This is a genomic window from Streptomyces sp. NPDC004542 (assembly GCF_040610035.1).
Classification (GTDB): Bacteria; Actinomycetota; Actinomycetes; order Streptomycetales; family Streptomycetaceae; genus Streptomyces.
Map to the genome: position 1 here is coordinate 1 of NZ_JBEXLP010000098.1, position 25,847 is coordinate 25,847.

A 25,847-nucleotide genomic window follows, 5' to 3' on the forward strand; every position below is an offset into this window, starting at 1 on the left:
CGTACCTGGCTCCCGAGCAGGTACGCCGCGGTGCCCACCCGCGCACCGGTGGTGGTGTGCGCGGTGGCGTCGACCAGCTGGGAGATGCGTGATCGGTTACTGCATGACCGCCATGGCGAGCGCCCGGCGGGCACGGAGCGAGGCGCGCTCGGCCCGGCGCTGCATCCGGCGGGCGGTCACCAGGCGCACGGACCGGCGTTCCCGCTCGGCCTCGTGCAGTCGCTCGTGCATATGCGCACGAGCCAGGGCTTCTGGGATGAGTTGCATCTCTCGGGTCCTGTTCTGACGCGAGTCGGTCGCGCCGGTGGTGGTGAAGTCTGGAGTCGCGGAGCCTGCGGGCTCGCTGGTGGACGGCTTCATCGGGGCCTGCTTCTTGGGGTCGTGCGTGAGGGGGCGGTCGATCGTTCCTGCGATGTTCATGCTGTGACCGGGTTCTTGCGCGGGCGGCCACGCGGCCGCTTCCGGGCGACGACGACACCCTGGACGAAGAGCTCGCCACCCCAGACGCCCCAGGGCTCGCGCCGCTCCTTGGCACCGGCGAGGCAGGCCTCGATCAGCGGGCAGGTGCGGCAGAGGGACTTGGCGTACTCGACGTCCGCCGGCGACTCGGCGAAGAAGACCTCCGGGTCGTACGAGCGGCAGGGGACGGGCACGCCGAGGTTCTCGATGGCGTCGTCGAGCGCGGTGAGCGCGGTGAGCGGGATCAAGGGGGAGTCCTCCGTGAGGCCGGGCGGGGGGATCGTTTCGGAAGGCGGTACGGACGGGGCGTGCGCTTCGAGTTGCACGGATCGTCTTCCTCGTCTGGTCGGTCCGGCCGGTTGACCGGGTGTCGGCTTGGTACCGGGTTCTTTTCTTGTCCCGAGGCCCCTTCGGTCCGCCGTCCCCGTTCGGGGAAAACAGAAAGGCCGCGGATCCCGGATGGGGTTCCGCGGCCCTGAAGGCGCCGGCCTGATCGGCGATCAGGCTGGATCACTCCAGGGTTCTGGCCCACGGAAGGCCCACATCAGGTGGTGCTGCGTCGTCTGCTTCCGGAATCCGGCACCGGCCGCCGCAAAGGCATAGGCCTGGGCCTGTGCCGCTACTGCTTCCAGTGCCTTGGTCGGTCGCTCACTGCGCTCACGGACGGGAAGGTCCGCGATGACAACGGAGGACGCCGGACGCACGGCAGAGATGCCGGACAGACCGGTGCCCAGGTTCGAGACGCCGAGCATGCACAGGGAGACGGCCGAGCGATCGGTCAGTTTGGCCGTGCTGACGGTGTTGATGCTGATCACTGGACTCGCCTCCTCTCGGCGTCTCTGGGACTGGGGTGAACCAGTCCGTTCGGATATGCAAGTACATCACGGAACCGGGGCCTTGGAGAAGGCCGCCGCTTCCGTGCCTAGAACCTATGGGGATTGCCGGGGCATGCGCAAACTATTTTTCCGACGAGTTCGCATCAGTCGTTCCCGCCACCCCGATCAGCCTGCTGGCCTGCGCAGATGGCCAGAACATCGGCTCCGTAGCGGTTGAGCTTGCGCATGCCGACGCCGGGGATGCGGGCCAGCTCCCGGTCGTCCTCGGGAACGGTCTCGGCGATGGCCACCAGCGTCTTGTCGGTGAAGACGCAGAACGGCGGCTGTCCGCTGCGCCGGGCCTGCTCCGCACGCCACTCTCGCAGTCGCTCGTAGAGTCCCTCGTCCATCTCGGAGGGGCAGTCCTCACAGCGCATCAGCTTCATCTCGCCCGCGTCGGTGAGTGTGCGGCCGCACACCCGGCAGCGGGCCGGGGTGCGCTGAGTACGCCGCGGAGCCGCTGTCGTGGAGCCGTTCAGCACACCGCGCTCGACGCCCCCGGGGGCCCCGCCGGCCGAGCGGCCGAGAGTGGCACCCGACCCGGGGCGCAGACCGTCGAGGAAGCGACTGACCCGGCGGACGGGGCGGCCGCCGGGCGATCGGGCCAGTGCCCAGGAGACGTGAAGCCGTTCTCTGGCGCGGGTCACGCCGACGTAGAGCAAGCGGCGCTCCTCTTCGACCTGCTCCTCCGTCTTCGCGTAGGTGATCGGCATCATGCCCTCGGCGACACCGACCAGGAAGACGACGTCCCACTCCAGGCCCTTGGCGGAGTGCAGCGAGGCGAGGGTGACGCCCTGGACGGTCGGGGCGTGCTGGGCGCCGGCCCGCTCGTCGAGTTCGGCGACGAAGTCGCCGAGCGTGGCGTCAGGTCGGGCGGCGGCGAAGTCCTGGGCGAGGTTGACCAGCGCGGCCAGCGACTCCCAGCGCTCCCTGACGGCGCCGGAACCGGCCGGGGGCTCACTGGTCCAGCCCTCGCCGGAGAGCACCGCGCGCACCTGGGACGGCAGGGTCACGACGTCGTCCAGGAGGGAGTCGTTGCCGCCGAAGCGGGCCGCGCCGCGCAGCGCGACGCCCGCCTTGCGGACCTCGGGACGGTCGAAGAAGCGCTCGGCGCCACGCAGCTGGTACGGGACTCCGACGTCGGCGAGGGCCTGCTCGTAGGTCTCGGACTGGGAGTTCGTGCGGAACAGGATCGCGATCTCGGCGGCCGGGACGCCCGCGTCGATGAGCTCGCGGATACGGCGGGCGGCGCCTTCGGCCTCGGCGGGCTCGTCGGCGTACTCGGCGTAGACGGGCTCGGGTCCGGGGGCCCGTTGCGAGATCAGTTCCAGCCGGTGGTCGGCGGCCCGGCCGCGCGCCTGGGCGAGCAGACCGTTGGCGAGGTGGACGACCTGCGGGGTGGAGCGGTAGTCGCGGACCAGTTTGACCACCGTCGCACCGGGGTGCCGGGTGCGGAAGTCGAGGAGGTGGTCGGGGGTGGCACCGGTGAAGGAGTAGATCGTCTGGCTGGCGTCACCGACGACGCACAGGCTGTCCCGCTCGCCGAGCCACAGCTCCAGGAGGCGTTGCTGGAGGGGACTGACGTCCTGGTACTCGTCGACCACGAAGTGCTGGTACTGGGAGCGGACCTGGGCGGCGATGTCGTGGCGGTCCTGGAGGACGGCGACGGTCAGCAGCAGGACGTCCTCGAAGTCGATCACCGCGCGGTCGCGCTTGAGGTCCTCGTAGACGGAGTACAGCTGGGCGACCTCGGCCGGGTCACGGGGGGCCGCGCGGCCGGCCTTGGCGGCGGCGAGCGCGTAGTCGGCGGGCACGGTCTGGGTGACCTTGGACCACTCGATCTCGGCGGTGACGTCGCGCAGCTCGCCCCGGTCGAGGCGGATGCGGCAGGCGGCGGCCGCGTCCGCGACGAGCTGTATCTTGCGGTCGACGAGCCGGGGCATGGAGCCACCGACCGCTTTCGGCCAGAAGTACTGGAGCTGGCGCAGTGCGGCGGAGTGGAAGGTGCGGGCCTGGACGCCGTGCGCGCCGAGCTGGCGGAGCCGGCCGCGCATCTCGCCGGCGGCACGAGCGGTGAAGGTGACGGCGAGCACGCTGGAGGGCTGGAGGATCCCGGCGCGCACCCCATAGGCGATGCGGTGGGTGATCGCCCGGGTCTTGCCCGTGCCGGCGCCCGCCAGCACGCACACCGGACCGTGCAGAGCGGTGGCCACCTCGCGCTGCTCGGGGTCGAGCCCTTCGAGCACCGCGTCGGCAGAGTCCGGTACCCGCGGGAAGAGGGTGGAGTGCGTTGCTGCTGTCACATGGCCATGCTGCCAGGTCGCCGGAGACGGCTGTGCCGGTTGTCCACAGGGAGGCCCTCGCAGTCGTACTGATGCGACAGGTGTCACGTCGGACTCATGCGGCAGGCGTCACGCACGGCCGGACTCCCTGGCGGGAATGGCGGCCCGTCCGCGTGCGTTCCTTCCCTGGACGACCTTCCCGAGCTGCCAGAGGAGCGCGAGCGAGATGCAGGGCACTGTGACGATGTACAGCACCACGTGGTGCGGCTACTGCCGTCGCCTGAAGAGCCAGCTGGACCGCGAGGGCATCGCTTACACCGAGATCAACATCGAGCAGGACCCGGAGTCCGCGGCGTTCGTCGAGAAGGCGAATGGCGGAAACCAGACGGTTCCGACCGTTCAGGTAGTTCCCTCCACTGGTGGCACTGAGGTCGTGATGACGAACCCGAGCCTTGCCCAGGTGAAGCAGGCGCTCGGCGTCTGACCCTTGCGAGACGCAGCCCCCGACCGGCCTGACGCTGATCGGGGGTTTTGTGTGCCCCGGGGAGACCGCAGCGGCAGGACCAAGGCCCGCCCCCGGCAACCACCGCTGTAGATGCGAGGCAGTCTCCTGAACGCGCCCTGCACAGGGCGCAGAGAGACTGAGCGTTCCACCTGGTGGCCGTCACCGACAGAACCTCTGAGCGCGCGGTAGCAAAGCCGCAGGTTCAGAGCGCGAGCACAGGCCGAGTAGAGAAGTCCTCGCAAAGGTCCTCACCATCCGGGCCATACACGAACTCGACCATGGATGGGTTGCGATTGGCGGTGGCCAGGGGCAGCCATGCCAGCATGTGGCCGTAGCCGCCGCACACCGACTCGCCACCGTCTCCGCCGTGGACCGCTGTAACGTCGCTCGTCAACTCCGTGCGGTAGGTGTCGTAGGCGATGCGCAGGCCGAAGGCGTTCAGCTGGTTCTGCGGGGCCGTGCGGTCCCCGTAGGGGATGCGGTCGAGGGGGCAGTCGTTCCCCCACCGAAACAGGGTTTCTGCCCCAGCTCCACAAGCGTGCTCCCACTCGTCGGGGCTCGGCATCCGCAGGCCACGAGCCGCGAGAACAGCCGGCATGTCAGCAGGCAACTCGGTCAGGTTCTCGTCCTCCACAGCCATGAGCACAGTGGCCAAGACGACGCTCCGGCGGGGGCTGAGCACCTGCGCGAGGTGGGCCCGCAGGTCGGATCCGTAGCCGAAGCCCTGCTCCAGGCTCTCGGCGTAGTCGGCAGTCTGCTGCGGGGTCGGTTGCCAACTGTTCAGGTCGAAGCCGAGGGACACCGGCCCTCCGGGTATCAGAGCGAATTCCTGTCCGTTCCGCTCGATCCGGATGCGATGAAGCGGAGCACCGAGGTGCTCCGTGGTCTCAACGAGTGTCACCCGACCGTCAACCAAGCCAGCGGCCTCCTCGGCGACGCGGCGTGCGGTAGGCAATTCGAAGGATCGCCACTGGTCGAAAGTGAGATCAGAGAGAGACATGGACCGCAGTGTTGCACGCAGGTCTGACACGGCTCGCGACCACCGCACTCCAGAGCTGAGCTGCGGTCGCGAAAGCCTCCAAGGAAGTCCAAGCGGACACTGGCGGCGGACCGTGGCCGCCTTTCCTGGTTCGGGACGCACCCGTGTACGCCTGTCTCAGGCGCCCTCGCCGAGGTGGCGGTAAAGAGTGGCACGGGAGATCCCGAGAGCCTTGGCGATGGCGCTCACGCTCTCGCCCTTCGCCTTCCTGGCACGGGCCACGGTGAGCACGTCCTCATCGACGACGGACGGCCGTCCACCTGTACGCCCCTGCGCCTTGGCTGCGTCGAGTCCTGCGCGGGTGCGCTCCTTGATGAGGCTGCGCTCAAACTCCGCCATGGCTCCGACCACCTGAAGCATGAGACGGCCGTCAGCTGTACCGGGGTCAATGTTGGCCAGCGCACCTGTGAGCACCTTGAACCCGATGCCCCGCTCTCGAAGGGTGTCGACCATGGTCACAAGGTCGATGAGGGACCGGGCGAACCGGTCGAGCTTCCACACGCACAGGGTGTCGCCGGGTCTGGCGTAGTCCAGTGCGGCCGTGAGCTCTGGCCGGTTGGTGTTCTTTCCGCTGGCCTTGTCCTGGAAGATGCGGGCGCACCCTGCGGCCGCCAGTGCGTCGCGCTGCAACTGCGCTTCCTGGTCATCGGTCGAGACGCGGGCATATCCGATGAGCTGACCGGTGATCGTGTTCGTCGTCACGGCCGGGACTGTCTCAGAACTCGTCTCAATACGTCAAGCCTGCGACGGAAGTTTCGAGACGGGTTTTGAACAGTGCTGCGCCCCCTTCCGGGGCGCCTGCCGTCTCGTCTCACAAACCTTGGTTTTCGAGACGCCCGTTACTCGTCACGCTGCGCCACGGTCGGGCTGTGCTCTCTGCCGTGTGTTGGCCAGCGCCGCGCGTGTCCGCAACGGCAAGAGGCTGTGAGCCTGTCTGCCTGCCTGTCGCTGTGCTCTCGCCTGTCTACCAGGGGCACAGCCTGTCAGCCGCCCACGCTGGCGCACAGCCGTTCGCTTGCCACGGGACACGGGCCGCTGGCCAGCCTCTCGACGGCGGAGGAGAGGCAACGGCGAAGGAGGTGGGGTATGACCCCCTGAAGGGGCCTTGCCCGACCGCCGTGTCTTACCGGCTCAAATCCTGCCACGGTTTCAGGGCCTTTCAGGCTGGCCTGTACTCCAGCCGGCTGAGGCGTAACGCCTGGTCAAAGGCCTGTGCTGCCTCCTTGGCGACGGCGGTGGAGTGCACAGAACGAAGCCTTACGTCCTTGCCTGTGGGGCGCGGCAGCGCCCCCCTTGGGCTTGCTCCTGTCGGGCCCTGCGGGGCCGCACTGTCGTAGAGGCTTCGGGCTGTGGCGGCCATCCGGCCGCCCATGCTGCCTACTACTTCGCTGATGCCTGTCTCTTGGGGCGCTGCCGCGCCCCCTCTCTGCTTGCCGTGGGCCGCCAAGCCGCTTCCTTCTGTCGGCCCCTGCGGGGCCGCAACTGCGAGGGGTAACAGAAGAGAGAGCGAGCGAACCTTTCCGCAGGTCACTGCCCCTGTCGCTACACGTACGGCGTGTGCTGGCTACACCTGCGGTGTGTGGTCACCGGTCTTGATGGACGCGGCACGGTACCGGTGCACCCTTCCCCTTCTGGAAGAGGTGAGAGGGCAGGACCAGGCAAGCGGCACCCGACCGGGGCGAGACGAGTCCAAACCTCTTGGCGCGGTTGACCGCGTTGGTCGTGCTCTGGTCGGACAGGGGCTTGCCCTCCTTGCACAGCAGAGCGGCCAGCTTCCCAGGGTCGAAGGCTGCATGACCCTGGCGGTCAGCCCAGCCCAGCGCAGCGAAGTGCACTCGGTAGGCGAGCGGGTGCCAGGGTTCCTGCGCCATGCGCCGGTACTCGCGCTGGGAGACTCCGCCCCACGGGCGGTCATGACCGAAGCTGATGGCCACTGGTTGCGGCTCCTTCCTGTGAGGCGCACACGGGTGCGCCAGCGACCCCCGCCGGACGGCGGGACATGTGTCTCCCTTCTTTGCGGGGGTGGCCGTGCGAAAGGCACAGCGCTTCACAGGTGGGCGCCCAAGGCTTCGGGCCTGGACTCGGTCTCGTGCAGTCGGGAGCGACGGCGGCGACCTGGCCCGGCATCGTACAACATGCTGAAACGGGGAAGGCCCCCATGGTCGGGGGCCTTCCTTGCTCGCTCGGCAGCATCACACGGGAGCCGTAACCTTCTCGGCCTCGCCTGCTCCCTTGGCTTCCTCTTCGTCCTTCGCTTGCTGCGCCGCGCGTTCAGCCTCGAAGTCCTCCCAGCGGCTGACGATCTCCCACTCTGCGCCCGTAAGCGTCGTGGGCTTCTCGTACGGCTTTCCGGCCAGCGACACCGGTGTGATCGGTGCGAGCACTTGAGAAGCCTTGACGGGTGTGTCCCACCACGAGACACCCTGCTGCCGGATGTTCTCGATGAGGTCGCCTGGATCGATGGCAAGGACATCGGGCCGGAAGTGCGCCTTCACCTTGTGCTTCTTCAGGAACTCCCGCCGCTCGTCGACGCTCGACCGCACCCACCACTCCGCGTAGCCCTCGCCCGTACCGGTCCACACGGTCACCGGCTTCGGTCCCTCCTGGCTGGTGACTTTCTCTCGGTCCTGGGCAAGGCTGGCGACTTGTGAGGCGTACGCGACGGCGCTGATCTCGTCCTGCTGGAGTTCCTTCAGGAGCTGGTTCATCTTGCCGTCGATCACGGCGAGCTTCGCCGCACGACTGTCGTCGATGGTCGTCTTCGACTCCATCCGTTCCAGGTGGCCGATCTCGCCCAACAGGGCCGACTCCAGCCAGGGATACAAGTCCTCTGCCCAGAACCTCTGCTTCGGGCATGCCTGGATGCCCTTGCTCTTGTTGCCGTGACACCGATACCGCTCGCGCTTGCCCTTGGCCGGGTCCCCCTTCACGAAGTAGAGGGAGCTACCGCACAGCATGCAGAACGTCACGCCCACCGTCGGCGACGTAGAGCCCTTCTGCTTCTTGTACTTGACCGAGGCGACGGCTTCCGACAGCTTCGTCCACTCCTCCTCGTTCAGTACCGGCTCAGACCGCATGACGGGTGTGCCGTCGTCGTTGCGGACCGCGGCGCCATTGGCTCGCACGTACTCCCCAAGCAGAGAGCGGCTGACCAGTACGGCTTGCACTGTGGTCGGCGTCCACCTGGCTCCCCGAGGCTTCGGGTCCGCCAGCCGAGTTGTGCTCTCGCCTGCCGCCGCGCGGATGCGAGCGATGTCCTGAGCCGTGGGCACGCCTTGCTCGTTCAGCCAGTCGGCGACGGCCGAGAAACTCGGCTTCTCGATGAAGCGCCGGATCATCTCGATCAGCGTCGGGCCGTACTCGGGGTCGAGTTCGAGGGTGAAGCCTGCGTCGCCCTTCACCGCTCTGCGTCCGAACGGGACAAGGCCACCCGGCCAACGACCGGTCTTCCGCATGGTCTCCCGGGAAGCCTTGTTGCGGGCCTTGATGGCGTCCAACTCGGCCTCTGCGACCACGGCCAGGATCTTGGCGATCGTCTTGCCCCACGGCTTCGAGAGGTCGAATCCCTCCTCGCAGGAGATGAGGCCCTTACCGTTCGCCTCGCACCACTCGATGATGTCCGAGAGATGGCGGACCGACCGCGCGATGCGGTCGATCTTCAGGATGATGATGTGGTCGAACTGGTCCTTCTTGTTGTTGAGCCAGTCCCCCAGGGACGGACGCACCCACGGCGAGATGGACGCCGACACGTCGATGTCGACCGCAAAGTCGACCAGCTCCATTTCCTCCGCGTCGGCCCGCTTGCTGATGCGGGTCCGCTGCGTTTCCTCGCCGGTCTGGTTCTCGTTGCCTACAGACAGACGGACCACGCCAAGCGCCCTGGGCTTGTCGCTCACCCTTGCCCCTCCCCAAGACATGGGCGACCCTCCCTGGCCGCCACAAGCAGGAGGGAAGTCTACAGACCGTGCCGACGGTGCGCTTCGCCGACGGCTCGACGCTGACGAACCCGTCGCTCGCCCAGGTGAAGCAGAAGATCGGCGTCTGATCGCCGCACGGCAGCCGCCGAGGGCGGTACCCGAGACCTCTCGGGTACCGCCCTTTTCACATGCCGCGGCTCAGCTGACGGCTCACACGAAGCTCCGCGTCGGCAGTGGCTTGCCGTACCAGAGCTCGATCAGCCGGGCGGCGATGGAGATGCCGTACGGCGGCAGCACGTCGCCGGATTCGAAGGCGGCGCTCAACTCGTCGCGGGAGAACCAGCGGGCCTCGTGGATCTCGTCGCCGTCGACGTCGATGTCGAGCGTGGTGGCCCGGGCCATGAAGCCCAGCATGAGGCTGGACGGGAAGGGCCAGGGCTGGCTGGCGACGTACTCGACCTGGCCGACGCTGATGCCGACCTCTTCGCGGACCTCGCGGCGCACCGCCTGCTCGATGGACTCGCCGGGTTCGACGAAGCCGGCGAGCGTGGAGAAGCGGCCCTCGGGCCAGTGGACCTGGCGGCCGAGCAGGATACGGTCCTCCTGGTCGGTGACGGCCATGATCACGGCGGGGTCGGTGCGGGGGTAGTGCTCGGCGCCACAGGCCGGGCAGCGGCGGATGTGGCCGGCGGCGGCGATGACCGTGCGTTCCCCGCAGCGGGAGCAGAAGCGGTGGGTGCGCTGCCAGTTCTCCAGGCCGACCGCGTGCACCATGAGGCCCACGTCGCGCGGGGAGAGCAGCAGGCCCGCCTCTCGCAGGCCCGCCGGGCGCGCGGACTGGTCGATGCGGCCGGGCAGCGCGTCCTTCTGGAGCGCGAAGTAGCTGACGCCGTCCTCGTCGATGCCGAGGAAGTAGCGGTGTGCCTCGGTGAGCGGTGCCTCGAAGGACGGGGTCATGACGAGTTCGGTCCGGCCGTCCGCCGTCTCGTCGATGAGGACCTGACCGCCGGAGACCACGAAGCAGCGGGTCGTGGGGTGGCTCCACGCCGCCGCCAGCCAGGCCTCGTCGAGCCGGTGGTGGGCGGCTCGGTCGATGCCGCTCGGGGCGGTGAGCGAGATGGGTCGGTCGGCGGTGTGGTCGGTCCAGGTGGTCACGGGTGCTTCCAACTCCCCCGGTGGAACGGATGTGGGTCGGCGGGCGGTTGACGTAGGGCGGGAAAGGGGACCGGATCGGGCGCCGATGCGGCCTGGGGCGGCCTCTCCAGTGTGCCCCGCGCGCGGCACGGCTCCGGACGGCGAGGGGCGGTCAGGGCGCACGGCGCCAGTGCTCGGCGAGGTCGTCCCACAGGTAGGCGCCGGCCTCGACGCCCTTGAGGAGGAGGTCGAGCTCGACCTTCTCGTTCGGGGCGTGCCAGCCGTCGGAGGGGACGGAGACGCCCAGGAAGAGCACGGGCGCGCCGAGGACCTCCTGGAGGTCGGCGGCGGGTCCGGAGCCGCCCTCGCGGGTGAAGCGGACCGGCTGCTGGAACGCGCGGCCCATGGCGCGGACCACGGACCGCAGCGCGGGGTGGTCGAGCGGGGTGAGGCACGGGCGGGTGGCCGGGCTGAAGGTGATCTCGTGCCGGATGCCGGCGGGCACCTGATCGGGGACCCAGGCGCGGACGGCCTTCTCGATGTGGGCGGGGTCCTGTCCGGCGACCAGCCGGAAGGAGAGCTTCACCATCGCCGAGGACGGGATGATCGTCTTGCTGCCGGGGCCCTGGTAGCCGCCGCCGATGCCGTTGACCTCGGCGGTGGGGCGGGCCCAGATGCGCTCGAGGGTGCTGTGCCCGGCCTCGCCGTGGGTGGCGTACGACCTGGCGGTGCGCAGCCACTGCTGTTCGTCGAACGGGAGCTCGGCGAAGAGCGTGCGCTCGCGGTCGGTGAGTTCGACGATGCCGTCGTAGAAGCCGGGGACCGTCACGCGTGCGTGCTCGTCGTGCAGAGCGGCGACCAGGCGGGCGGCGGCGGTCGCCGGGTTGGGCACGGCGCCGCCGAATGCACCGGAGTGGATGTCCTGGTCGGGGCCGTACAGGTGGATCTCGCACTCGGCGAGTCCGCGCATGCCGGTGCAGACGGTGGGGGTGTCCTCGGCCCACATGCCGGTGTCGGAGACGATCACGGCATCGGCGGCGAGGCGGTTCGCGCGCTCCTCGACGAGGGCGCGGAAGTGCGGGGAGCCGGACTCCTCCTCGCCCTCGATCAGCAGCTTCAGGTGGACGGCGGGGGTGGTGCGGCCGGTGGCGGCGAGGTGGGCACGGACACCGAGCGTGTGGAAGAACACCTGGCCCTTGTCGTCGGCCGCCCCGCGCGCGTAGAGACGGTTTCCGCGGACGACGGGTTCGAAGGGCTCACTGTCCCAGCCGTCCTCGCGGGCGGCGGGCTGGACGTCGTGGTGGCCGTAGACGAGGACGGTCGGCGCGCCCGGGTCGTCGGCGGGCCATTCCGCGAAGACGGCCGGGGCGCCCGGGGTCTCCCAGACCTCGGCGGTCGGGAAGCCGGTCTCCTGGAGCTTGGCGGCCAGCCAGCCGGCGCTGCGCCGTACCTCGTGCGCGTGGTCGGGCTGCGCCGACACGGACGGGATGCGCAGCCACTCGGCGAGGTCGTCGAGGAAGGCGGCGCGGTGCTGCTCGATGTACGTGCGGACGGCGCTGTCCGGGGTCTGGCTCATGCTCACGAGCCTATCGGCCCGCACCCGGATCCTCGGCGGGCGGTTCGTCACACTCCGCCTGCCCCAGGAGCAGTCCTTCCAGTTCCTCCCGGCCGGGCAGGTGCGCGGGCCGGACGATCTCGCCGCTGCGCACGTACAGGAACGCGGCGGTGACCGACTCCGGCGGCACCCCCTGCTGCTCGGCCCAGGCGAGCCGGTAGACGGCGAGCTGGAGCGGGTCGGCGGTGCGACCACGGCCGGTCTTCCAGTCGACGATCTCGTACGTCGTACCGGCGCCGTCGTCGCGCCGGTAGACGGCGTCGATGCGGCCCCGCACGACGCGGCCGGCGAGGGTGAGCTGGAAGGGGGTCTCGACACGGTAGGGCGTGCGGTGTGCGTACTCGGTGCGTTCGAAGGCGTCCTTGAGTGCCTCGAGGTCGCGTTCGTCGGCGATCTCCGCCTCGCCGCCGGGCAGTTCCTCGGGTTCCAGCATGGGCAGCGTCAACTCTTCGAAGCGGGATTCCACCCAGGCATGGAACCGGGTGCCCCGGCGCGCGGCCGGTTGCGGGGGGCGCGGCATGGGGCGCGCGAGTTCCTGCGCGAATCCGTCGGGGTCGGCGGTCAGGCGCAGCAGCTGCGACGCGGTCAGCGTGGTCGGCAGAGGGACGTCCGTGACGCTCTCCCGGGCGCGCAGGAGTTCGCCGGCCAGGGCGTCCAGGTCACGGTCCCAGGAGGCGATGGTGCGGGCCTCCTCGGGGGTGAGGGGCGCGGGTTCCGGCCCGGCGGAGTGGGAACGGGCGGGGGGCGGCTCGGGAGCCGTCGCCTGGCGCGGGATCGTGGCCCGGCCGGTGGTCCACTCGTCCCAGTCGGCCGGGTCCTCGTCGAAGGGGTCGGGTTCGGGGGGCGCTTCGCCGTACGGGGGCGCTTCGCCGTACGGGGGCGCTTCGCCGTACGGGGGCGCTTCACCGTACGGGGGGGCTTCACCGTACGGGGGGGCTTCACCGTACGGGGGGGCTTCGCCGTATGCGGGCTCTTCGTCGTCCGGCGGGGCGGGCCAGTCCGGGTCGTCGTGGGTGCCGGGGTCGTGGGTGGCTACCGGGTGGCCGGCGTCCCCGGTGGCGAGGGTCTCGAGATGGGCGAGGACGGTGTCGGCGGCGGCGCGCCGGCGCGTCAGGGCGGCGGCGTCCAGGGGCAGCGGCCAGGCCTGGTCGGCGGTCGCCAGGTCGAGCGCGGGGTTCTCCTCGTCGTCCCGGGGTTCCTCGGCCCAGACCTCGACCTCTCCGTGTCCCGCGGTGCAGTGGTCGTACAGGGCCATGAGGAAGTCGGACGGACCGCGGGGCTTCTTCTGGCTGGGGCCCCACCAGTGGCCGGAGCCGAGGAGCAGGGAGCGGGGGCGGGTGAAGGTGACGTAGCCGAGGCGGAGCTCCTCGGTGTGCTGGTGGTCCTTCATGGCCTCGTGGAAGGCCTTCATGCCCCGGGAGTCCCAGGTCTCGATGTCGGGCAGGGTGTCCGCGTCACCGCGCAGCCCGTGCGGCAGCACCTTGGCCTGGGTGGTCCACTTCTCGCGGCCCTGGCCGCTCGGGAAGGTGCCGGTGACCAGGCCGGGAACGGCGACGACGTCCCACTCCAGGCCCTTGGACTTGTGCGCGGTGAGCACCTTGACCGTGTTCTCCCCGCCGGGCAGGGCGTTGTCGAGGCCCTTTTCGTACTGGGCCGCGGTGCGCAGGAAGCCGAGGAAGGCCAGCAGGCTCGCCTCGCTCTCGTTCGCGGCGAAGGACGCGGCGACATCCAGGAAGTTGGACAGCGTCTCGCGGCGGCGCGCGGCGAGGGCGTGCGGGGACGCCGACAGCTCGACCTCCAGGCCGGTGACGGCGAGGACGCGGTGCAGGACGTCCATCAGGGGGTCGGCCAGTGAGCGGCGCAGCTCGCGCAGCTCGGCCGCCAGGCGCGCGAACCGTACACGTGCCTCGGGTGAGAAGGGCAGCCCGTCGTCGTCCCCGGCGCCGTCCAGGGGTGCTTCGAGGAACGTGTCGAGCGCGTCCGCGAGCGAGATCACCTCGGACGGGTCGACGCCCTCCACGGCCTCGGCGAGCCGCCGGTCCGGGTCGTCCTCGGCGTCCACGCGCGCGTGGGACACGAGCAGGCGGGCCCGCCGTCCCAGCAGGGCGAGGTCGCGGGGGCCGATGCGCCAGCGCGGGCCGGTCAGCAGACGGACCAGGGAGGCGTTGGCGCCCGGGTCCTGGAGCACCTCGCAGACGGCGACGAGGTCGGCGACCTCGGGCAGGTGGAGCAGCCCGGAGAGGCCGACGACCTCGACGGGGACGTCCCGGGCGACGAGGGCGCCCTGGATCTGGGCGAAGTCGGTCGCCGTGCGGCACAGTACGGCGATCTCGCCGGGCGCCTTGCCCGTGCGGACGAGATGGGCGATGGAGTCGGCGACCCAGTCGATCTCCTCGGCGTGGGTGCGCAGCAGGGCGCAGCGGACCGTGCCGTCCCGCTCGGCGCCGGGGGCCGGACGCAGAGCCTCCACGCCCGTGTGCATGGCGCGCAGGGGCTCGGCGAGTCCGTTGGCGAGGTCGAGGAGGCGACCGCCGCTGCGGCGGTTCTCACTGAGCGCCTGCCGGGTGGCGGGGCTGCCGTCGGGGTGCGCGAAGTGCTCGGGGAAGTCATCGAGGTTGGCGACGGAGGCGCCGCGCCAGCCGTAGATGGCCTGGCAGGGGTCGCCGACCGCGGTGACCGGGTGGCCGGTGCCGCCGCCGAACAGGCCGGCCAGGAGGATGCGCTGGGCCACCGAGGTGTCCTGGTACTCGTCGAGGAGCACCACGCGGAACTCCTCGCGCAGAGTCCGGCCCACTTGGGGGATCCGGGCGAGGTCCGCGGAGAGGGCGATCTGGTCGCCGAAGTCGAGCAGGTCCCGCTCGCGCTTGGCGGCCCGGTAGCGCAGCACCAGCCCGGCGAGTTCGCGCCGGGCGGCGGCCGTCTCGGGGACCTTGCGCAGGTCGGCGTTGGTGAGCTTGGCGCCGGCGAGGGTGCGCAGCAGGTCGGCGTCCCGGGCGCGCAGTTCCTCAGGGCGTACGAGGTGTTCGGCGAGTTCGGCGTCGAGGGCGAGGAGGTCGCTGACGAGGTCGGCGAAGGAGCGGGTCAGCGCCGGGTAGGGGCCGGGCGCCTCGCGCAGCACGCGTGCGGCCAGCTGGTAGCGGGTGGCGTCGGCGAGCAGGCGGGACGTCGGTTCGAGTCCGATGCGCAGGCCGTGGTCGGTCAGCAGCCGGCCGGCGAAGGCGTGGTAGGTGGAGATCACCGGTTCGCCGGGCGGGTTGTCGGGGTCGACCACGTCGGGGTCGGTGACGCCGGCCCGCACCAGGGCCTTGCGGACGCGTTCGGCGAGTTCGCCGGCGGCCTTGTTGGTGAAGGTCAGGCCGAGGACCTGTTCGGGGGCGACCTGGCCGGTGCCGACCAGCCACACCACGCGCGCGGCCATCACCGTGGTCTTGCCCGAACCGGCTCCGGCCACGATCACCTGCGGAGCGGGCGGTGCGGTGATGCAGACCGTCTGCTCCGGGGTGAACGGGATACCGAGGAGCTCTTTGAGCTGCTCGGGGTCGGTGATACGTGCGGGCATGTCGTCAGAGGCTAGCGAAGGGCACTGACATCGAGTGCGCGATCGCCCCTCCGAGCCGGTGGAGGCGCTGGTCAGCGCGGGTGGTGCGATGCGTCACGCGGGTCACTCGATCACGTGCCGTCCTTCGGGCCGCGCGCTGCACGACGCCCGGAACGCGCAGTGGGTGCAGTGCTGGCCCGTGCTCGGCGTGAACCGCTCGTCGAGCACCTTTCCGGCGGCGTTGGCCAGCAGCTCGCCGACCCACTCGCCTTCCAGTGGCTCCTGGGCCTGCACCTTGGGCAGGCCGTCGCCGCCGTCCCGCTGGGCGGCGCCCTGCCGCAGGTGGACCAGTTCGGCGCCGCCGGGCTCGGGCCGCACGCCGTCGAAGGCGTCGTCCACGGCGCCCTCGCGTACCGCGAGCTGGTAGACGGCCAGCTGCGGGTGCCGCTCCACCTCGCGTGCCGTCGGGGCCTGCTTGCCGGTCTTGAAGTCGACGACGTACGCCCGGCCCTCGCCGTCCGCTTCGACCCGGTCCATCTGGCCGCGGATGCGCACCTCGTAGTCACCCGCTGCGAGGGTGACGTCGAAGTCGTGCTCGCTCGCCAGTGGTGTCCGCCCGGTCCGGTCCAGCACGTGCCAGCGCAGGAAGCGTTCGAGCGCCACGCGTGCGTGCTCCTTCTCCTGCGCCGACTTCCAGGGCGCGTCGAAGGCGAGCGCGTTCCACACGGACTCCAGGCGTTCCATGAGGACGTCGAGGTCGGCGGGCGTGCGTCCGGAGGCGACCTCGTCGGCCAGGACGTGGACGACGTTGCCGAAGCCCTGGGCGGCGGTGGCGGGCGCGTCGGCCTTCACCTCGCGGCCCAGGAACCACTGGAGGGCGCAGGTGTTGGCGAGCTGGTCGAGGGCGCTGCCGGACAGCACGACCGGCTGGTCGCGGTTGCGCAGCGGCACCTTGCTCTCGGTCGGCTCGAACATCCCCCACCAGCGGTAGGGGTGCGAGGAGGGGACGAGGGGGCGGCCGTCGTCGTCGGCGAGGGCGGCGAGCCGGGCGAGGCGGCGGGCGGCGGCCTCACGCAGGCCTGCCGACGCGCGCGGGTCGACCGTCGTGGCGCGCAGCTCGGCGACCAGCGCGGCCACGGACAGCGGGCGGCGCGGGCGGCCGGTGACGTCCTGCGGCTCGGCGCCGAGTTCGGTGAGGAACCGGGAGGGCCGGTCTCCGTCCTCCGCGGGCGCCTTCACCGCGGTGACGACGAGGCGCTCACGCGCGCGCGTGGCGGCCACGTAGAACAGGCGGCGCTCCTCGGCGAGGAGCGCACCCGGAGTGAGCGGTTCGGCGAGCCCGTCGCGGCCGATGCGGTCGGCCTCCAGCAGGGAGCCGCGGCGGCGCAGGTCGGGCCACAGCCCTTCCTGGACGCCGGCGACGACGACCAGGTGCCACTGAAGGCCCTTGGAACGGTGTGCGGTCATCAGGCGTACGGCGTCGGGCCGCAGCGCACGCCGGGTCAGTGTGTCGGCGGCGATGTCCTCGGCCGCGATCTCCTCGAGGAAGTTGAGAGCGCCCCGTCCGCCGGTGCGCTCCTCCGCGCGCGCGGCGGTCGCGAACAGGGCGCACACCGCGTCCAGGTCGCGGTCGGCGTTGCGTCCCGCCGCTCCGCCGCGCCGGGCGGCCCGCTCGAGCCGGGCGGGCCACGGCGTGCCCTCCCACAGCTCCCACAGCGCCTCCTCGGCCGTGCCGCCGCCCGCCAGGCACTCCCGGGCCTTCCTGAGCAGCGCACCGAGGCGCTGGGCCCCGCGCGCGTACGCGGGATCGTGCGCGACCAGGCGCTCGGGTTCGGCGAGCGCCCGCGCGAGCAGTTCGTCCGAGGGCGGCGGCAGCGGGTGGCCGGCCGCGCGTTCCTCCTCGCGCAGGGCACGGCCGAGGCGGCGCAGATCGGCGGTGTCCATTCCGGCGAGGGGTGAGGCGAGCAGGGTGAGCGCGGTCTCGGTGTCGAGCCAGCAGGGGGTCTCGCCGGGCCGCTCGGGGTCCTCGCCGGGCCGCTCGGGGTCCTGGCCGGGGCGTTCCGCCGCCTCCGCCGTGGCCACCGCCCGGAGTGCGGTCAGCAGCGGTGCCACCGCCGGTTCGTGGCGCAGGGGCAGGTCGTCGCCGTCGATGTCCAGCGGGACGCCGGCCGCCGTGAGGGCGCGGCGGACCATGGGAATGGTGCGGGACCCGGCGCGCACCAGGACGGCCATGTCGCTCCAGGGCACCCCGTCCTCCAGGTGCGCCCTGCGGAGGATGTCGGCGATGTTGTCGAGCTCCGTACCGGGTGTGGGATACGTGTAGACCTCGACGCGGCCCGAGTCCCGCACCGGGGCCGGCTCGCGGAGGGCGCGGACCTTGTCGGCGGGGAGACGGGTCAGCGGCATGCGCTGGGTCAGCAGGCGCGTCGCGTCCAGCAGGGTGGCACCGGACCGGCGGGAGGTGCGCAGGACCTCCACGGCGGCCGGCCGGCCGTCCGCGCGCGGGAAGGCCTGTGGGAAGTCGAGGATGCCGTTCACGTCGGCGCCCCGGAACGCGTAGATCGACTGGTCGGGGTCGCCGAAGGCGACCAGGGTGCGGCCGCCGCCGGCCAGGGCGTGCAGCAGGCGTACCTGGGCCGGGTCGGTGTCCTGGTACTCGTCGACGTACACGGCGTCGTACCGGGCGGCGAGCCGGGCGGCGGTCTCCGGGCGGCGGGCGAGGAGCACCGCGCGGTGGACGAGTTCGGCGTAGTCCAGCACGCCTTGCAGGTCGATGACGTCGAGGTACTCGGCGAGGAAGGCCGCGGCGGCCTGCCAGTCGGGGCGGCCGATGCGCCGGGCGAAGGCGTCCAGGGCGTCGGGCCCCAGACCGAGCTCGCGGCTGCGGGCGAGGACCGCGCGGACCTCGTCGGCGAAGCCCCGGGTGGTCAGACAGGCGCGCAGCTCGTCCGGCCAGCGCACGTGGTCGAGCCCGAGCCGCTCCAGCTCCGGCTGGCCCGCGAGCAGTTCACGGACGGTGACGTCCTGCTCGGGGCCGGAGAGCAGGCGCAGCGGCTCCACGAACAGGTCGGTGTCCTGGTGGGCGCGGACCAGGGCGTAGCAGTACGAGTGGAAAGTGGTCGCCCGGGGTGCGCGGGCCGCCCCTGTCCGCAGGGCCATGCGGTCGCGCAGGTCGACGGCCGCCTTGCGGCTGAACGTCAGCACCAGGATGCGCTCGGGGTCCCCGCCACGGGCGATCCGCGCGGCCACGGACTCGACGAGGGTGGTGGTCTTGCCGGTGCCGGGACCTGCGAGGACGAGCAGCGGACCGGCCCTGTGGTCAACCACGGCGCGCTGAGCGGCGTCCAGACGGAGGGGATCCGGCTCGGTCCCAGGGGTACGCACCAGTCGGTAAGCGCCACTGTTCCCCCGCCGCACCGGGGGGTGCGGCAGGCGCCTGGTGGAGGAAGAGGAGCTCACGTGGTTCGCCGGTCCTGGTGGGTGTGCTGGTTGGCAGGCGGTCGCGCGTGCGTGACGGTGGCCGCGGGGTGAGGGGGACGCGCGCAGCCGACGGTACGCCGACGGAAGGGGCGGAAGCCGGGCTTCCGGTTCACCCCTCGCGGCGCTCGCGCCCCGCGAGTCCCACGACTCACGAACGTACGCCATGCCACGGACGTGCCGGGCTTCCCCCTTATGGGCCACGGGCTCCCCTCACGGGCCTCCGATGGCGGAAGCTGTCAGGTGTGACCTTCCGCGCTCGTGCCGCCGTCCCATCTGGCCCGCCTCATGTCGAGGCGGGGCAGGTGGCCCTCGGCGGCCCTGCCCGCCTCCTTCAGCGGAGTGCCCTCGGCGCGGTAGTGCTCGAGCGCCCGCAGCTCGTGGCCGGGCAGCAGGACGCCGTCCGTGCGGACGACCCGCCACCACGGGACGGCCCCTCCGTAGAGGGCCATGACCCGGCCCACCTGGCGCGGGCCGCCTTCCTGGAGCCACTCCGCGACGTCTCCGTACGTCATGACACGGCCGGGCGGGATCCCCTCGGCGACGTCGAGGACCCGCTCGGCGTACTCCGGCAGCGCGTCCGCGTGTCCGGCGCATGTGTCCTCCGGATGCCTCTGCTCGCTCATCCGCCCCATCCTGCCCCACCCCACCGACAACATGACGCGGGCGGCGGCAGTGGGGGCCCTCGCCGTCCGGCGGCCCCTCCGGCAGACTGTGCGCCCCTGCATTTGCACCCTGATGCCCCCGTGTGTCGGTGCGGCATGCCACCATCGTGCGGGCGGTGACCGGTGATACGAGATCAAGAAGAGACGATGAAGCAGCAGGGCGTGCACCCCGAAGGCGCGGAGGGCACCTCTGCCGCGGCGTCGCGCCCGGACCCCGCCGAAGCACACGCCGAGGGCCCGGTCCAGAAGGACCCGCGGCCGCCCGACGACGCCGCGACCCCCGGTGACCACCCGGATCACGAGGCGCACACCGACGCGGACGAGGAAGCGTGCACCGGCGCGGACGACGAGGTGCACACCGACGCCGTAGAGGGCGACGAACCGCTGCTCCCCGCGCGCGTGCACCGCCCCTCCGACCTGATGCGCCTGCTGGTGGGCGTGCTCGCCGTCGCCGTACTGCTGGCGATCGCCGCGTTCGCCCACGGGACCACCTCGGGGTTCGAACAGGACATCAACAAGGGCACCGGCCAGGCACCCGATCTGCTGATCAAGATCGCGGGGCTGGCGTCGAGCATCGCGATCCTCCTGGTGCCGGTCGCGTTCGCGATCGAACGGCTGATCAAACGGGACGGGCTGCGCATCGCCGACGGCGTGCTCGCGGCGGTCCTCGCGCACGGTGTGACACTCGCCACGGACCTGTGGGTCGCCCAGGCAGCCCCGGACTCCATCCAGGAGGCGCTCACCCAGCCCTCCCCGGGTGACATCCACGCCCTGACCGACCCGGTGCACGGCTACCTCGCCCCCGTCATCGCCTACATGACGGCCGTCGGCATGTCCCGGCGGCCCCGCTGGCGCGCGGTGCTGTGGATCGTGCTGCTGCTCGACGCCTTCTCCATGCTGGTCACCGGCTACACGACACCCTTCTCGATCATCCTGACGGTGCTGATCGGCTGGACGGTGGCCTACGGCACGCTGTACGCGGTCGGCTCGCCCAATGTCCGGCCCACCGGCCAGACCCTGATGGCGGGTTTGCGGCACGTCGGATTCCACCCGGTCAGCGCGGCCCGCGACGACGCCCCGGACGCCGAGAACGCGGACCGCGGCCGGCGCTACTTCGTGACCCTGGAGGACGGCCCGCCGCTGGACGTCACGGTCGTCGACCGGGAGCAGCAGGCCCAGGGCTTCTTCTACCGCGCGTGGCGCAACCTCACCCTGCGCGGCTTCGCCACCCGTTCCAGCCTCCAGTCGCTGCGTCAGGCTCTGGAGCAGGAGGCGCTGCTGGCGTACGCGGCGATCGCGGCGGGCGCCAACGCCCCGAAGCTGATCGCCACGTCCGAGCTGGGCCCCGACGCCGTGATGCTCGTCTACGAGCACACCGGCGGGCGCAGCCTCGACTCGCTGGCCGACGACGAGATCACCGACGACCTGCTGCACCACACCTGGCACCAGGTGAAGGCCCTGCAGTCCCGGCGCATCGCGCACCGCAGGCTCGCGGGTGACGCGATCCTGGTCGATCGTTCCGGCGCGGTGATCCTCACCGATCTGCGCGGCGGCGAGATCGCGGCCGGTGACCTCCTGCTGCGCATGGACATCGCCCAGCTGGTCACCACGCTCGGTCTGCGGGTGGGCGCCGAGCGTGCGGTGGCCTCCGCGGTCGGCGTCCTCGGACCCGACGCGGTCGCCGACTGCCTGCCCATGCTCCAGCCGATCGCACTGACCCGCTCCACGCGCGCGACGCTGCGCAGACTGGCGCGGGAGCGGGCCCAGCGTGAGCGCGAGGCGGTCCTCGAGGCGTCCCGGCAGGCCAAGCAGGCCCGCCTCGAGGAGGCGCCGGAGGACACCAGATCCGCGCTGGAGAAGCCCGACAAGAAGACCGTGCGGGCCGAGCAGCGGGCCGAGAAGCGGGCCATCGACGAGGCCCTGGAGGAAGCGCGCGAGGAGGATCTGCTCACCCAGATCCGGCACCAGGTGCTGCGGATCAGGCCGCAGGCACCCGTGGAGCCGGCCCGGCTGGAACGGGTGCGGCCGCGCACGCTGATCAGTTTCATGGCCGGCGCGATCGGTGCGTACTTCCTGCTGACGCAGCTCACGCACATCGAGATCGGGCCGCTGGTCGCCAACGCCCAGTGGGGCTGGGTGCTCGCGGCCGTGCTGTTCTCGGCGGCGAGCTACTTCGCGGCAGCCATGGCCCTGCTCGGGTTCGTGCCCGAGCGGGTGCCCTTCCTGCGGACCGTGGCGGCGCAGGTCGCCGGCTCGTTCGTGAAGATCGTGGCACCGGCCGCGGTCGGTGGTGTGGCGCTCAACACGCGCTTCCTGCAGCGCGCGGGCGTGCGCCCCGGGCTGGCGGTGGCCAGCGTGGGCGCTTCTCAGCTCTTCGGGCTCGGCTGCCACATCCTGATGCTGCTGTCCTTCGGCTATCTGACCGGCACCGAGAAGACGCCGTCCCTGTCGCCGTCCCGGACGGTCATCGCCGGTCTGCTGACGGTGGCGGTGCTCGTCCTCGTGGTGACCTCCGTCCCGTTCCTGCGGAAGTTCGTCGTCACGCGCGTGAGGTCGCTGTTCGCCGGTGTCGTGCCACGCATGCTGGATGTCCTGCAGCGGCCGCAGAAGCTGGTCACCGGCATCGGCGGCATGCTGCTGCTGACCGCCTGCTTCGTGATGTGCCTGGACGCGTCGATCCGGGCGTTCGGCGACAACACGACATCGCTGAGCATCGCCAGCGTCGCCGTCGTCTTCCTCGCCGGCAACGCGCTCGGCTCCGCGGCTCCCACCCCCGGCGGCGTCGGCGCGGTCGAGGCGACCCTGACCGTCGGCCTGATCGCCGTCGGCCTTCCCAAGGAGGTCGCCGCGCCGGCCGTCCTGCTGTTCCGGCTGCTGACACTGTGGCTGCCCGTCCTGCCCGGCTGGCTAGCCTTCAACCACCTGACGCGCAAGGGCGCACTCTAGCGCCCGGTGCGGGGCGTACCTCGTACGGCTCGCGCCCCGCGCGCCCGGCCTCACGCGACCGCAGGATGGGAACATGCCGAACCCCTCCCGGATCCGAGCCGCCGCCGCCCTCGCCTCCGCGGTGCTGCTGTCCTCACTGCTGTCGGGGTGCGGCGATCATCACGAGCGGGACGGTGACCTGACGGCGCAGAAACTGGACTGGGAGGACTGCCCGGCCCCCTCCGAAGCCGAGGGCGGCGGCAGCGCCCCGTCGCCGCTGCCCGGGGGCGCCAAGTGGCAGTGCGCCACGATGCAGGCGCCCCTCGACTGGAGCGAGCCCAAGGGCGACACCATCGGCCTCGCGCTGATCCGGGCCAGGGCGAGCGGGGCCGCGAGCAAGCGGATCGGCTCCCTCGTGTTCAACTTCGGCGGCCCCGGCGGCAGCGGCGTCACCACGCTGCCCGCGTTCGGCGAGGACTACGCGGCGCTGCGCACCCGCTACGACCTGGTGAGCTTCGACCCGCGCGGGGTGGGCCGCAGCGCGCCCGTGGAGTGCGAGAGCGACGCGCAGCTGGACGAGTACTTCCAGCAGGACGCCACACCGGACGACGGCGCGGAGCGCGCCCAGCTCCTGGACCGCACCAAACGGTTCAACGCGGCCTGCGAGAAGCACTCCCAGAAGATCCTGCCGCACGTACGCACCACGGACGCGGCCCGTGACATGGACCTGATGCGCCAGGTCCTCGGGGACGCCAAGCTGTACTACTTCGGCATCTCCTACGGCACCGAACTCGGCGGCGTCTACGCCCATCTGTTCCCCAGGAACGTCGGCCGCGCCGTCTTCGACGCCGTCGTCGACCCCACCGAAGACCCCGAGCAGTCCTCGCTCGGGCAGGCCAGGGGCTTCCAGCTGGCCCTCGACAACTTCGCCGAGGACTGCACCTCGAAGGTCGAGGACTGCCCGATCGGCGACACCGCGCAGGACGTCAAGGACCGCATCGCCAAGCTGCTGGCCGACCTCGACCGCAAACCGATCCCCGGCATCCTGCCCCGCGAGCTGACGCAGAGCGACGCGACCAACGGCATCGCCCAGTCGCTGTACTCGAAGGACTTCTGGGAGTACCTCACCGAGGGGCTGCAGCAGGCCTACGAGGGCGACGGCAGGATCCTGATGCTGCTGTCCGACTCGATGAACGGACGCAACGAGAACGGCGAGTACAGCAACATCGCCGCGGCGAACACCGCGATCAACTGCGCCGACGCGAAACCGCGCTACACCGCCGCCGACGTCCAGCAGAAGCTGCCCGAGTTCCGCGCCGCCTCCGCCCTGTTCGGGGACTACCTGGCCTGGGGCATGATCGGCTGCACCGACTGGGCCGTGCCGGGCGCCGCCGACCACCCGGACGTGAGCGCGCCCGGGGCGGCGCCGATCCTCGTCGTCGGCAACACCGGTGACCCGGCGACGCCGTACGAGGGCGCGAAGAAGATGGTGGACGCGCTCGGCAAGGGTGTCGGCGTCGAACTGACGTACAAGGGGCAGGGGCACGGCGCGTACGACAGCAAGAACAAGTGCGTGCAGGCCGCCGTGAACGGCTATCTGCTGGACGGCACGGTGCCCGCGGCGGGCACGGTCTGCTCCTGAACCACCCTCGCAACCAGCACAGAAAAGCGCAGGTCAAAGGGTTATCCACAGGGCGAATCGGGCTCGGGGAGATCCGCCTACCATGGCCTGACAGCTCACCGCGACCGAGACGCGGAGGGCCTTGCGAGGGGGTGCGCATGTCACGTTTCGTACGGTGGCCGGCCATGGTCGCCGCCGCGGTGCTGGTGGCCGGGTGCGGCGGCGGGTCGGACAGGGGCGGGGACGACGCGCAGCGGCGGTCCGGGGCACCGTCCCCACCGCCGACCGCCACCTCCGTGACCGGCCTCCCCTCCTCGCTCACGGCCCAGAAACCCGACTGGGGCCGCTGCACGGCAACCGGCGGTTCCCCCGCACCGAGCAGTGAGTGGCGGTGCGCGACACTGAAGGTGCCGCTCGACTGGAGCAGGCCCGAGGGCGCCACCATCGGCCTGGCGCTGATCCGGGCCAAGGCCGACGGGAACGACCGCATCGGCTCGCTGCTGTTCAACTTCGGCGGACCGGGCGGCTCGGGTGTCTCGACGATGCCGGCCTTCGGACCCACCATGACCGCACTGCGCCAGCGGTACGACCTGGTGAGCTGGGACCCGCGCGGAGTCGGGGCCAGCGAGGGCCTCCGCTGCCGCAGCGACAAGGACATCCAGGCGGCCGAGACGGTGGACACCACCCCCGACACCCCGGCCGAGGAAGAGGCGTACTTCCAGGACGCCACCGACTTCGGCAAGGGCTGCTCACGGGCCGCCGGGAAGCTGATGGCCCACGTCTCGACCCCCGACACCGCCCGCGACATGGACCTGATCCGCCAAGTGCTCGGTGACGCCAGGACGCACTACTTCGGCTTCTCCTACGGCACCGAACTGGGCGGCGTCTACGCCCACCTGTTCCCGGGGAACGTGGGGCGCCTGGTCCTCGACGCGGTGGTGGACCCGAGCGCGGACGCGGTGGGTCACGCCGAGAACCAGGCCAAGGGCTTCCAACGGGCACTCGACGACTATCTGAGGTCGACGGGCCAGGACCCCGCGCAGGGGTCCCAGAAGATCGCCGACCTGCTGAAGCGGATCGACGCGCGGCCGCTGCCGACGTCCTCCGGACGGAAACTGACCCAGACGCTGGCCGTCACCGGCATCATCCTGCCGCTGTACGGCGCATCCCGCTGGCCGGAGCTGACCAGTGCGCTCAGCGCGGCCGAAGAGGGAGACGGGACGCGGCTGCTGTCCCTCGCCGACGACTACAACGAGCGGGACTCCTCGGGGCACTACGGCACGTCGACCCACGCCCAACGGGCCATATCGTGCCTGGACGACAAGGAGCGGCCCACGCTCCAGGAGACGAAGAGACTGCTGCCCCGCTTCGAGAAGATCTCGCCGGTCTTCGGGGACTTCCTGGGCTGGGACGCGGCCGGCTGGTGCCACCACTGGCCGGTGCCCGGACAGTACGAGACCCCCGAGGTGAGCGCCCCGGGCGCGGCGCCGATCCTCCTGGTCGGCAACACCGGCGACCCTGCGACCCCGTACGAGGGCACCCGCAGGATGGCCGACGAGCTGGGCCGGGGCGTCGGCGTCCAACTCACTTGGAAGGGCGAGGGGCACGTGGCCTACGGCCGCGGGAGCGACTGCGTCGACTCGACGGTGAACGCCTACCTGCTGAACGGCACGGTACCGAAGGACGGCAAGGTCTGCTCATGACGACGGCGGGGGGGGGGGGGGCCCACGGGGCCGCCCGCCCCCCCCCCCCGGCGGGCGGGGCGAGCCGGGGAGGAGGAGAGCGGGGAGAAAGG

At 71.4% G+C, this 25,847-nt stretch carries 17 protein-coding genes and 1 pseudogene; 5 read left to right on the top strand and 13 right to left on the bottom strand.

What is annotated here, in order from left to right; genetic code table 11:
- Nucleotides 1–96 precede the first annotated feature (96 nt).
- From ABZX30_RS32605 to ABZX30_RS32620, 4 genes are all read right to left on the bottom strand, one after another.
- Nucleotides 97–420 carry a hypothetical protein gene (locus ABZX30_RS32605; protein ID WP_355940293.1) on the bottom strand — a complete coding sequence of 108 codons (324 nt, stop codon included), beginning with the start codon at nt 418–420 and terminating at the stop codon, nt 97–99.
- Nucleotides 417–785 (bottom strand): WhiB family transcriptional regulator, encoded by a 369-nt coding sequence (locus tag ABZX30_RS32610; RefSeq protein ID WP_355940296.1) that lies wholly within the window; start codon nt 783–785, stop codon nt 417–419. The genes ABZX30_RS32605 and ABZX30_RS32610 overlap by 4 nt, the downstream gene beginning before the upstream one ends.
- 174 nt (nt 786–959) lie before the next feature.
- On the bottom strand, nt 960–1,274 hold the full coding sequence (locus ABZX30_RS32615) for a hypothetical protein (protein WP_355940299.1): 315 nt from the start codon (nt 1,272–1,274) through the stop codon (nt 960–962).
- A gap of 164 nt (nt 1,275–1,438) precedes the next feature.
- Entirely contained in the window at nt 1,439–3,637 is a 2,199-nt protein-coding gene (locus tag ABZX30_RS32620; RefSeq protein ID WP_355940302.1) for an ATP-dependent DNA helicase UvrD2, read from the bottom strand.
- A 205-nt stretch (nt 3,638–3,842) separates the two neighbouring features.
- Between ABZX30_RS32620 and ABZX30_RS32625 the strand changes: the two genes are divergently transcribed.
- Nucleotides 3,843–4,100 (top strand): mycoredoxin, encoded by a 258-nt coding sequence (locus ABZX30_RS32625; protein ID WP_351238267.1) that lies wholly within the window; start codon nt 3,843–3,845, stop codon nt 4,098–4,100.
- Between the two features lie 223 nt (nt 4,101–4,323).
- On the opposite strand, the gene ABZX30_RS32630 is transcribed toward ABZX30_RS32625, so the two are convergent.
- The 4 genes from ABZX30_RS32630 to ABZX30_RS32645 form a co-directional block, all read right to left on the bottom strand.
- On the bottom strand, nt 4,324–5,121 hold the full coding sequence (locus ABZX30_RS32630) for a hypothetical protein (protein WP_355940305.1): 798 nt from the start codon (nt 5,119–5,121) through the stop codon (nt 4,324–4,326).
- A gap of 156 nt (nt 5,122–5,277) precedes the next feature.
- Nucleotides 5,278–5,862, bottom strand: coding sequence for a recombinase family protein (locus ABZX30_RS32635; protein WP_355940308.1), 585 nt, complete (start codon nt 5,860–5,862; stop codon nt 5,278–5,280).
- Between the two features lie 881 nt (nt 5,863–6,743).
- A complete protein-coding gene (locus ABZX30_RS32640) occupies nt 6,744–7,094 on the bottom strand; it encodes a hypothetical protein (protein ID WP_355940310.1) in 351 nt (116 codons plus the stop codon).
- Between the two features lie 258 nt (nt 7,095–7,352).
- Nucleotides 7,353–9,056, bottom strand: coding sequence for a recombinase family protein (locus ABZX30_RS32645; RefSeq protein WP_355940313.1), 1,704 nt, complete (start codon nt 9,054–9,056; stop codon nt 7,353–7,355).
- 62 nt (nt 9,057–9,118) lie between these two features.
- Here ABZX30_RS32645 and ABZX30_RS32650 point away from each other — a divergent pair.
- Nucleotides 9,119–9,205 (top strand): annotated as a pseudogene (locus ABZX30_RS32650) (NrdH-redoxin); the annotation flags it as partial.
- A gap of 82 nt (nt 9,206–9,287) precedes the next feature.
- Here ABZX30_RS32650 and nudC read toward each other — a convergent pair.
- From nudC to ABZX30_RS32675, 5 genes are all read right to left on the bottom strand, one after another.
- Nucleotides 9,288–10,232 carry an NAD(+) diphosphatase gene (gene nudC, locus ABZX30_RS32655; protein ID WP_355940316.1) on the bottom strand — a complete coding sequence of 315 codons (945 nt, stop codon included), beginning with the start codon at nt 10,230–10,232 and terminating at the stop codon, nt 9,288–9,290.
- Between the two features lie 151 nt (nt 10,233–10,383).
- On the bottom strand, nt 10,384–11,787 hold the full coding sequence (locus tag ABZX30_RS32660; RefSeq protein WP_355940319.1) for a dipeptidase: 1,404 nt from the start codon (nt 11,785–11,787) through the stop codon (nt 10,384–10,386).
- Nucleotides 11,788–11,797: 10 nt separating this feature from the next.
- Complete coding sequence (locus ABZX30_RS32665; protein WP_355940322.1) at nt 11,798–15,385, bottom strand: UvrD-helicase domain-containing protein; 3,588 nt, start codon at nt 15,383–15,385, stop codon at nt 11,798–11,800.
- Between the two features lie 102 nt (nt 15,386–15,487).
- Nucleotides 15,488–18,823 (bottom strand): ATP-dependent DNA helicase, encoded by a 3,336-nt coding sequence (locus ABZX30_RS32670; protein WP_355940324.1) that lies wholly within the window; start codon nt 18,821–18,823, stop codon nt 15,488–15,490.
- 257 nt (nt 18,824–19,080) lie between these two features.
- Nucleotides 19,081–19,467: an MGMT family protein gene (locus ABZX30_RS32675; protein ID WP_355940327.1), complete on the bottom strand. Its 387-nt coding sequence runs from the start codon at nt 19,465–19,467 to the stop codon at nt 19,081–19,083.
- A 186-nt stretch (nt 19,468–19,653) separates the two neighbouring features.
- Between ABZX30_RS32675 and ABZX30_RS32680 the strand changes: the two genes are divergently transcribed.
- The 3 genes from ABZX30_RS32680 to ABZX30_RS32690 all read left to right on the top strand — a co-directional run bounded on the left by ABZX30_RS32680 (nt 19,654) and on the right by ABZX30_RS32690 (nt 25,755).
- On the top strand, nt 19,654–22,452 hold the full coding sequence (locus tag ABZX30_RS32680) for a lysylphosphatidylglycerol synthase domain-containing protein (RefSeq protein ID WP_355940330.1): 2,799 nt from the start codon (nt 19,654–19,656) through the stop codon (nt 22,450–22,452).
- Between the two features lie 73 nt (nt 22,453–22,525).
- Nucleotides 22,526–24,073 (top strand): alpha/beta hydrolase, encoded by a 1,548-nt coding sequence (locus ABZX30_RS32685; protein ID WP_355940333.1) that lies wholly within the window; start codon nt 22,526–22,528, stop codon nt 24,071–24,073.
- Nucleotides 24,074–24,210: 137 nt separating this feature from the next.
- Complete coding sequence (locus ABZX30_RS32690) at nt 24,211–25,755, top strand: alpha/beta hydrolase (RefSeq protein WP_355940336.1); 1,545 nt, start codon at nt 24,211–24,213, stop codon at nt 25,753–25,755.
- Nucleotides 25,756–25,847 lie beyond the last annotated feature (92 nt).

Bases quoted from the DNA above. Each gene is read 5' to 3' on its own strand.
- ABZX30_RS32605 (WP_355940293.1), bottom strand. From the start codon at position 420: ATGAACATCGCAGGAACGATCGACCGCCCCCTCACGCACGACCCCAAG.
- ABZX30_RS32685 (WP_355940333.1), top strand. From the start codon at position 22,526: ATGCCGAACCCCTCCCGGATCCGAGCCGCCGCCGCCCTCGCCTCCGCG.
- ABZX30_RS32665 (WP_355940322.1), bottom strand. From the start codon at position 15,385: ATGCCCGCACGTATCACCGACCCCGAGCAGCTCAAAGAGCTCCTCGGT.
- ABZX30_RS32630 (WP_355940305.1), bottom strand. From the start codon at position 5,121: ATGTCTCTCTCTGATCTCACTTTCGACCAGTGGCGATCCTTCGAATTG.
- ABZX30_RS32675 (WP_355940327.1), bottom strand. From the start codon at position 19,467: ATGAGCGAGCAGAGGCATCCGGAGGACACATGCGCCGGACACGCGGAC.
- ABZX30_RS32680 (WP_355940330.1), top strand. From the start codon at position 19,654: ATGAAGCAGCAGGGCGTGCACCCCGAAGGCGCGGAGGGCACCTCTGCC.
- ABZX30_RS32690 (WP_355940336.1), top strand. From the start codon at position 24,211: ATGTCACGTTTCGTACGGTGGCCGGCCATGGTCGCCGCCGCGGTGCTG.
- ABZX30_RS32660 (WP_355940319.1), bottom strand. From the start codon at position 11,787: ATGAGCCAGACCCCGGACAGCGCCGTCCGCACGTACATCGAGCAGCAC.
- ABZX30_RS32625 (WP_351238267.1), top strand. From the start codon at position 3,843: ATGCAGGGCACTGTGACGATGTACAGCACCACGTGGTGCGGCTACTGC.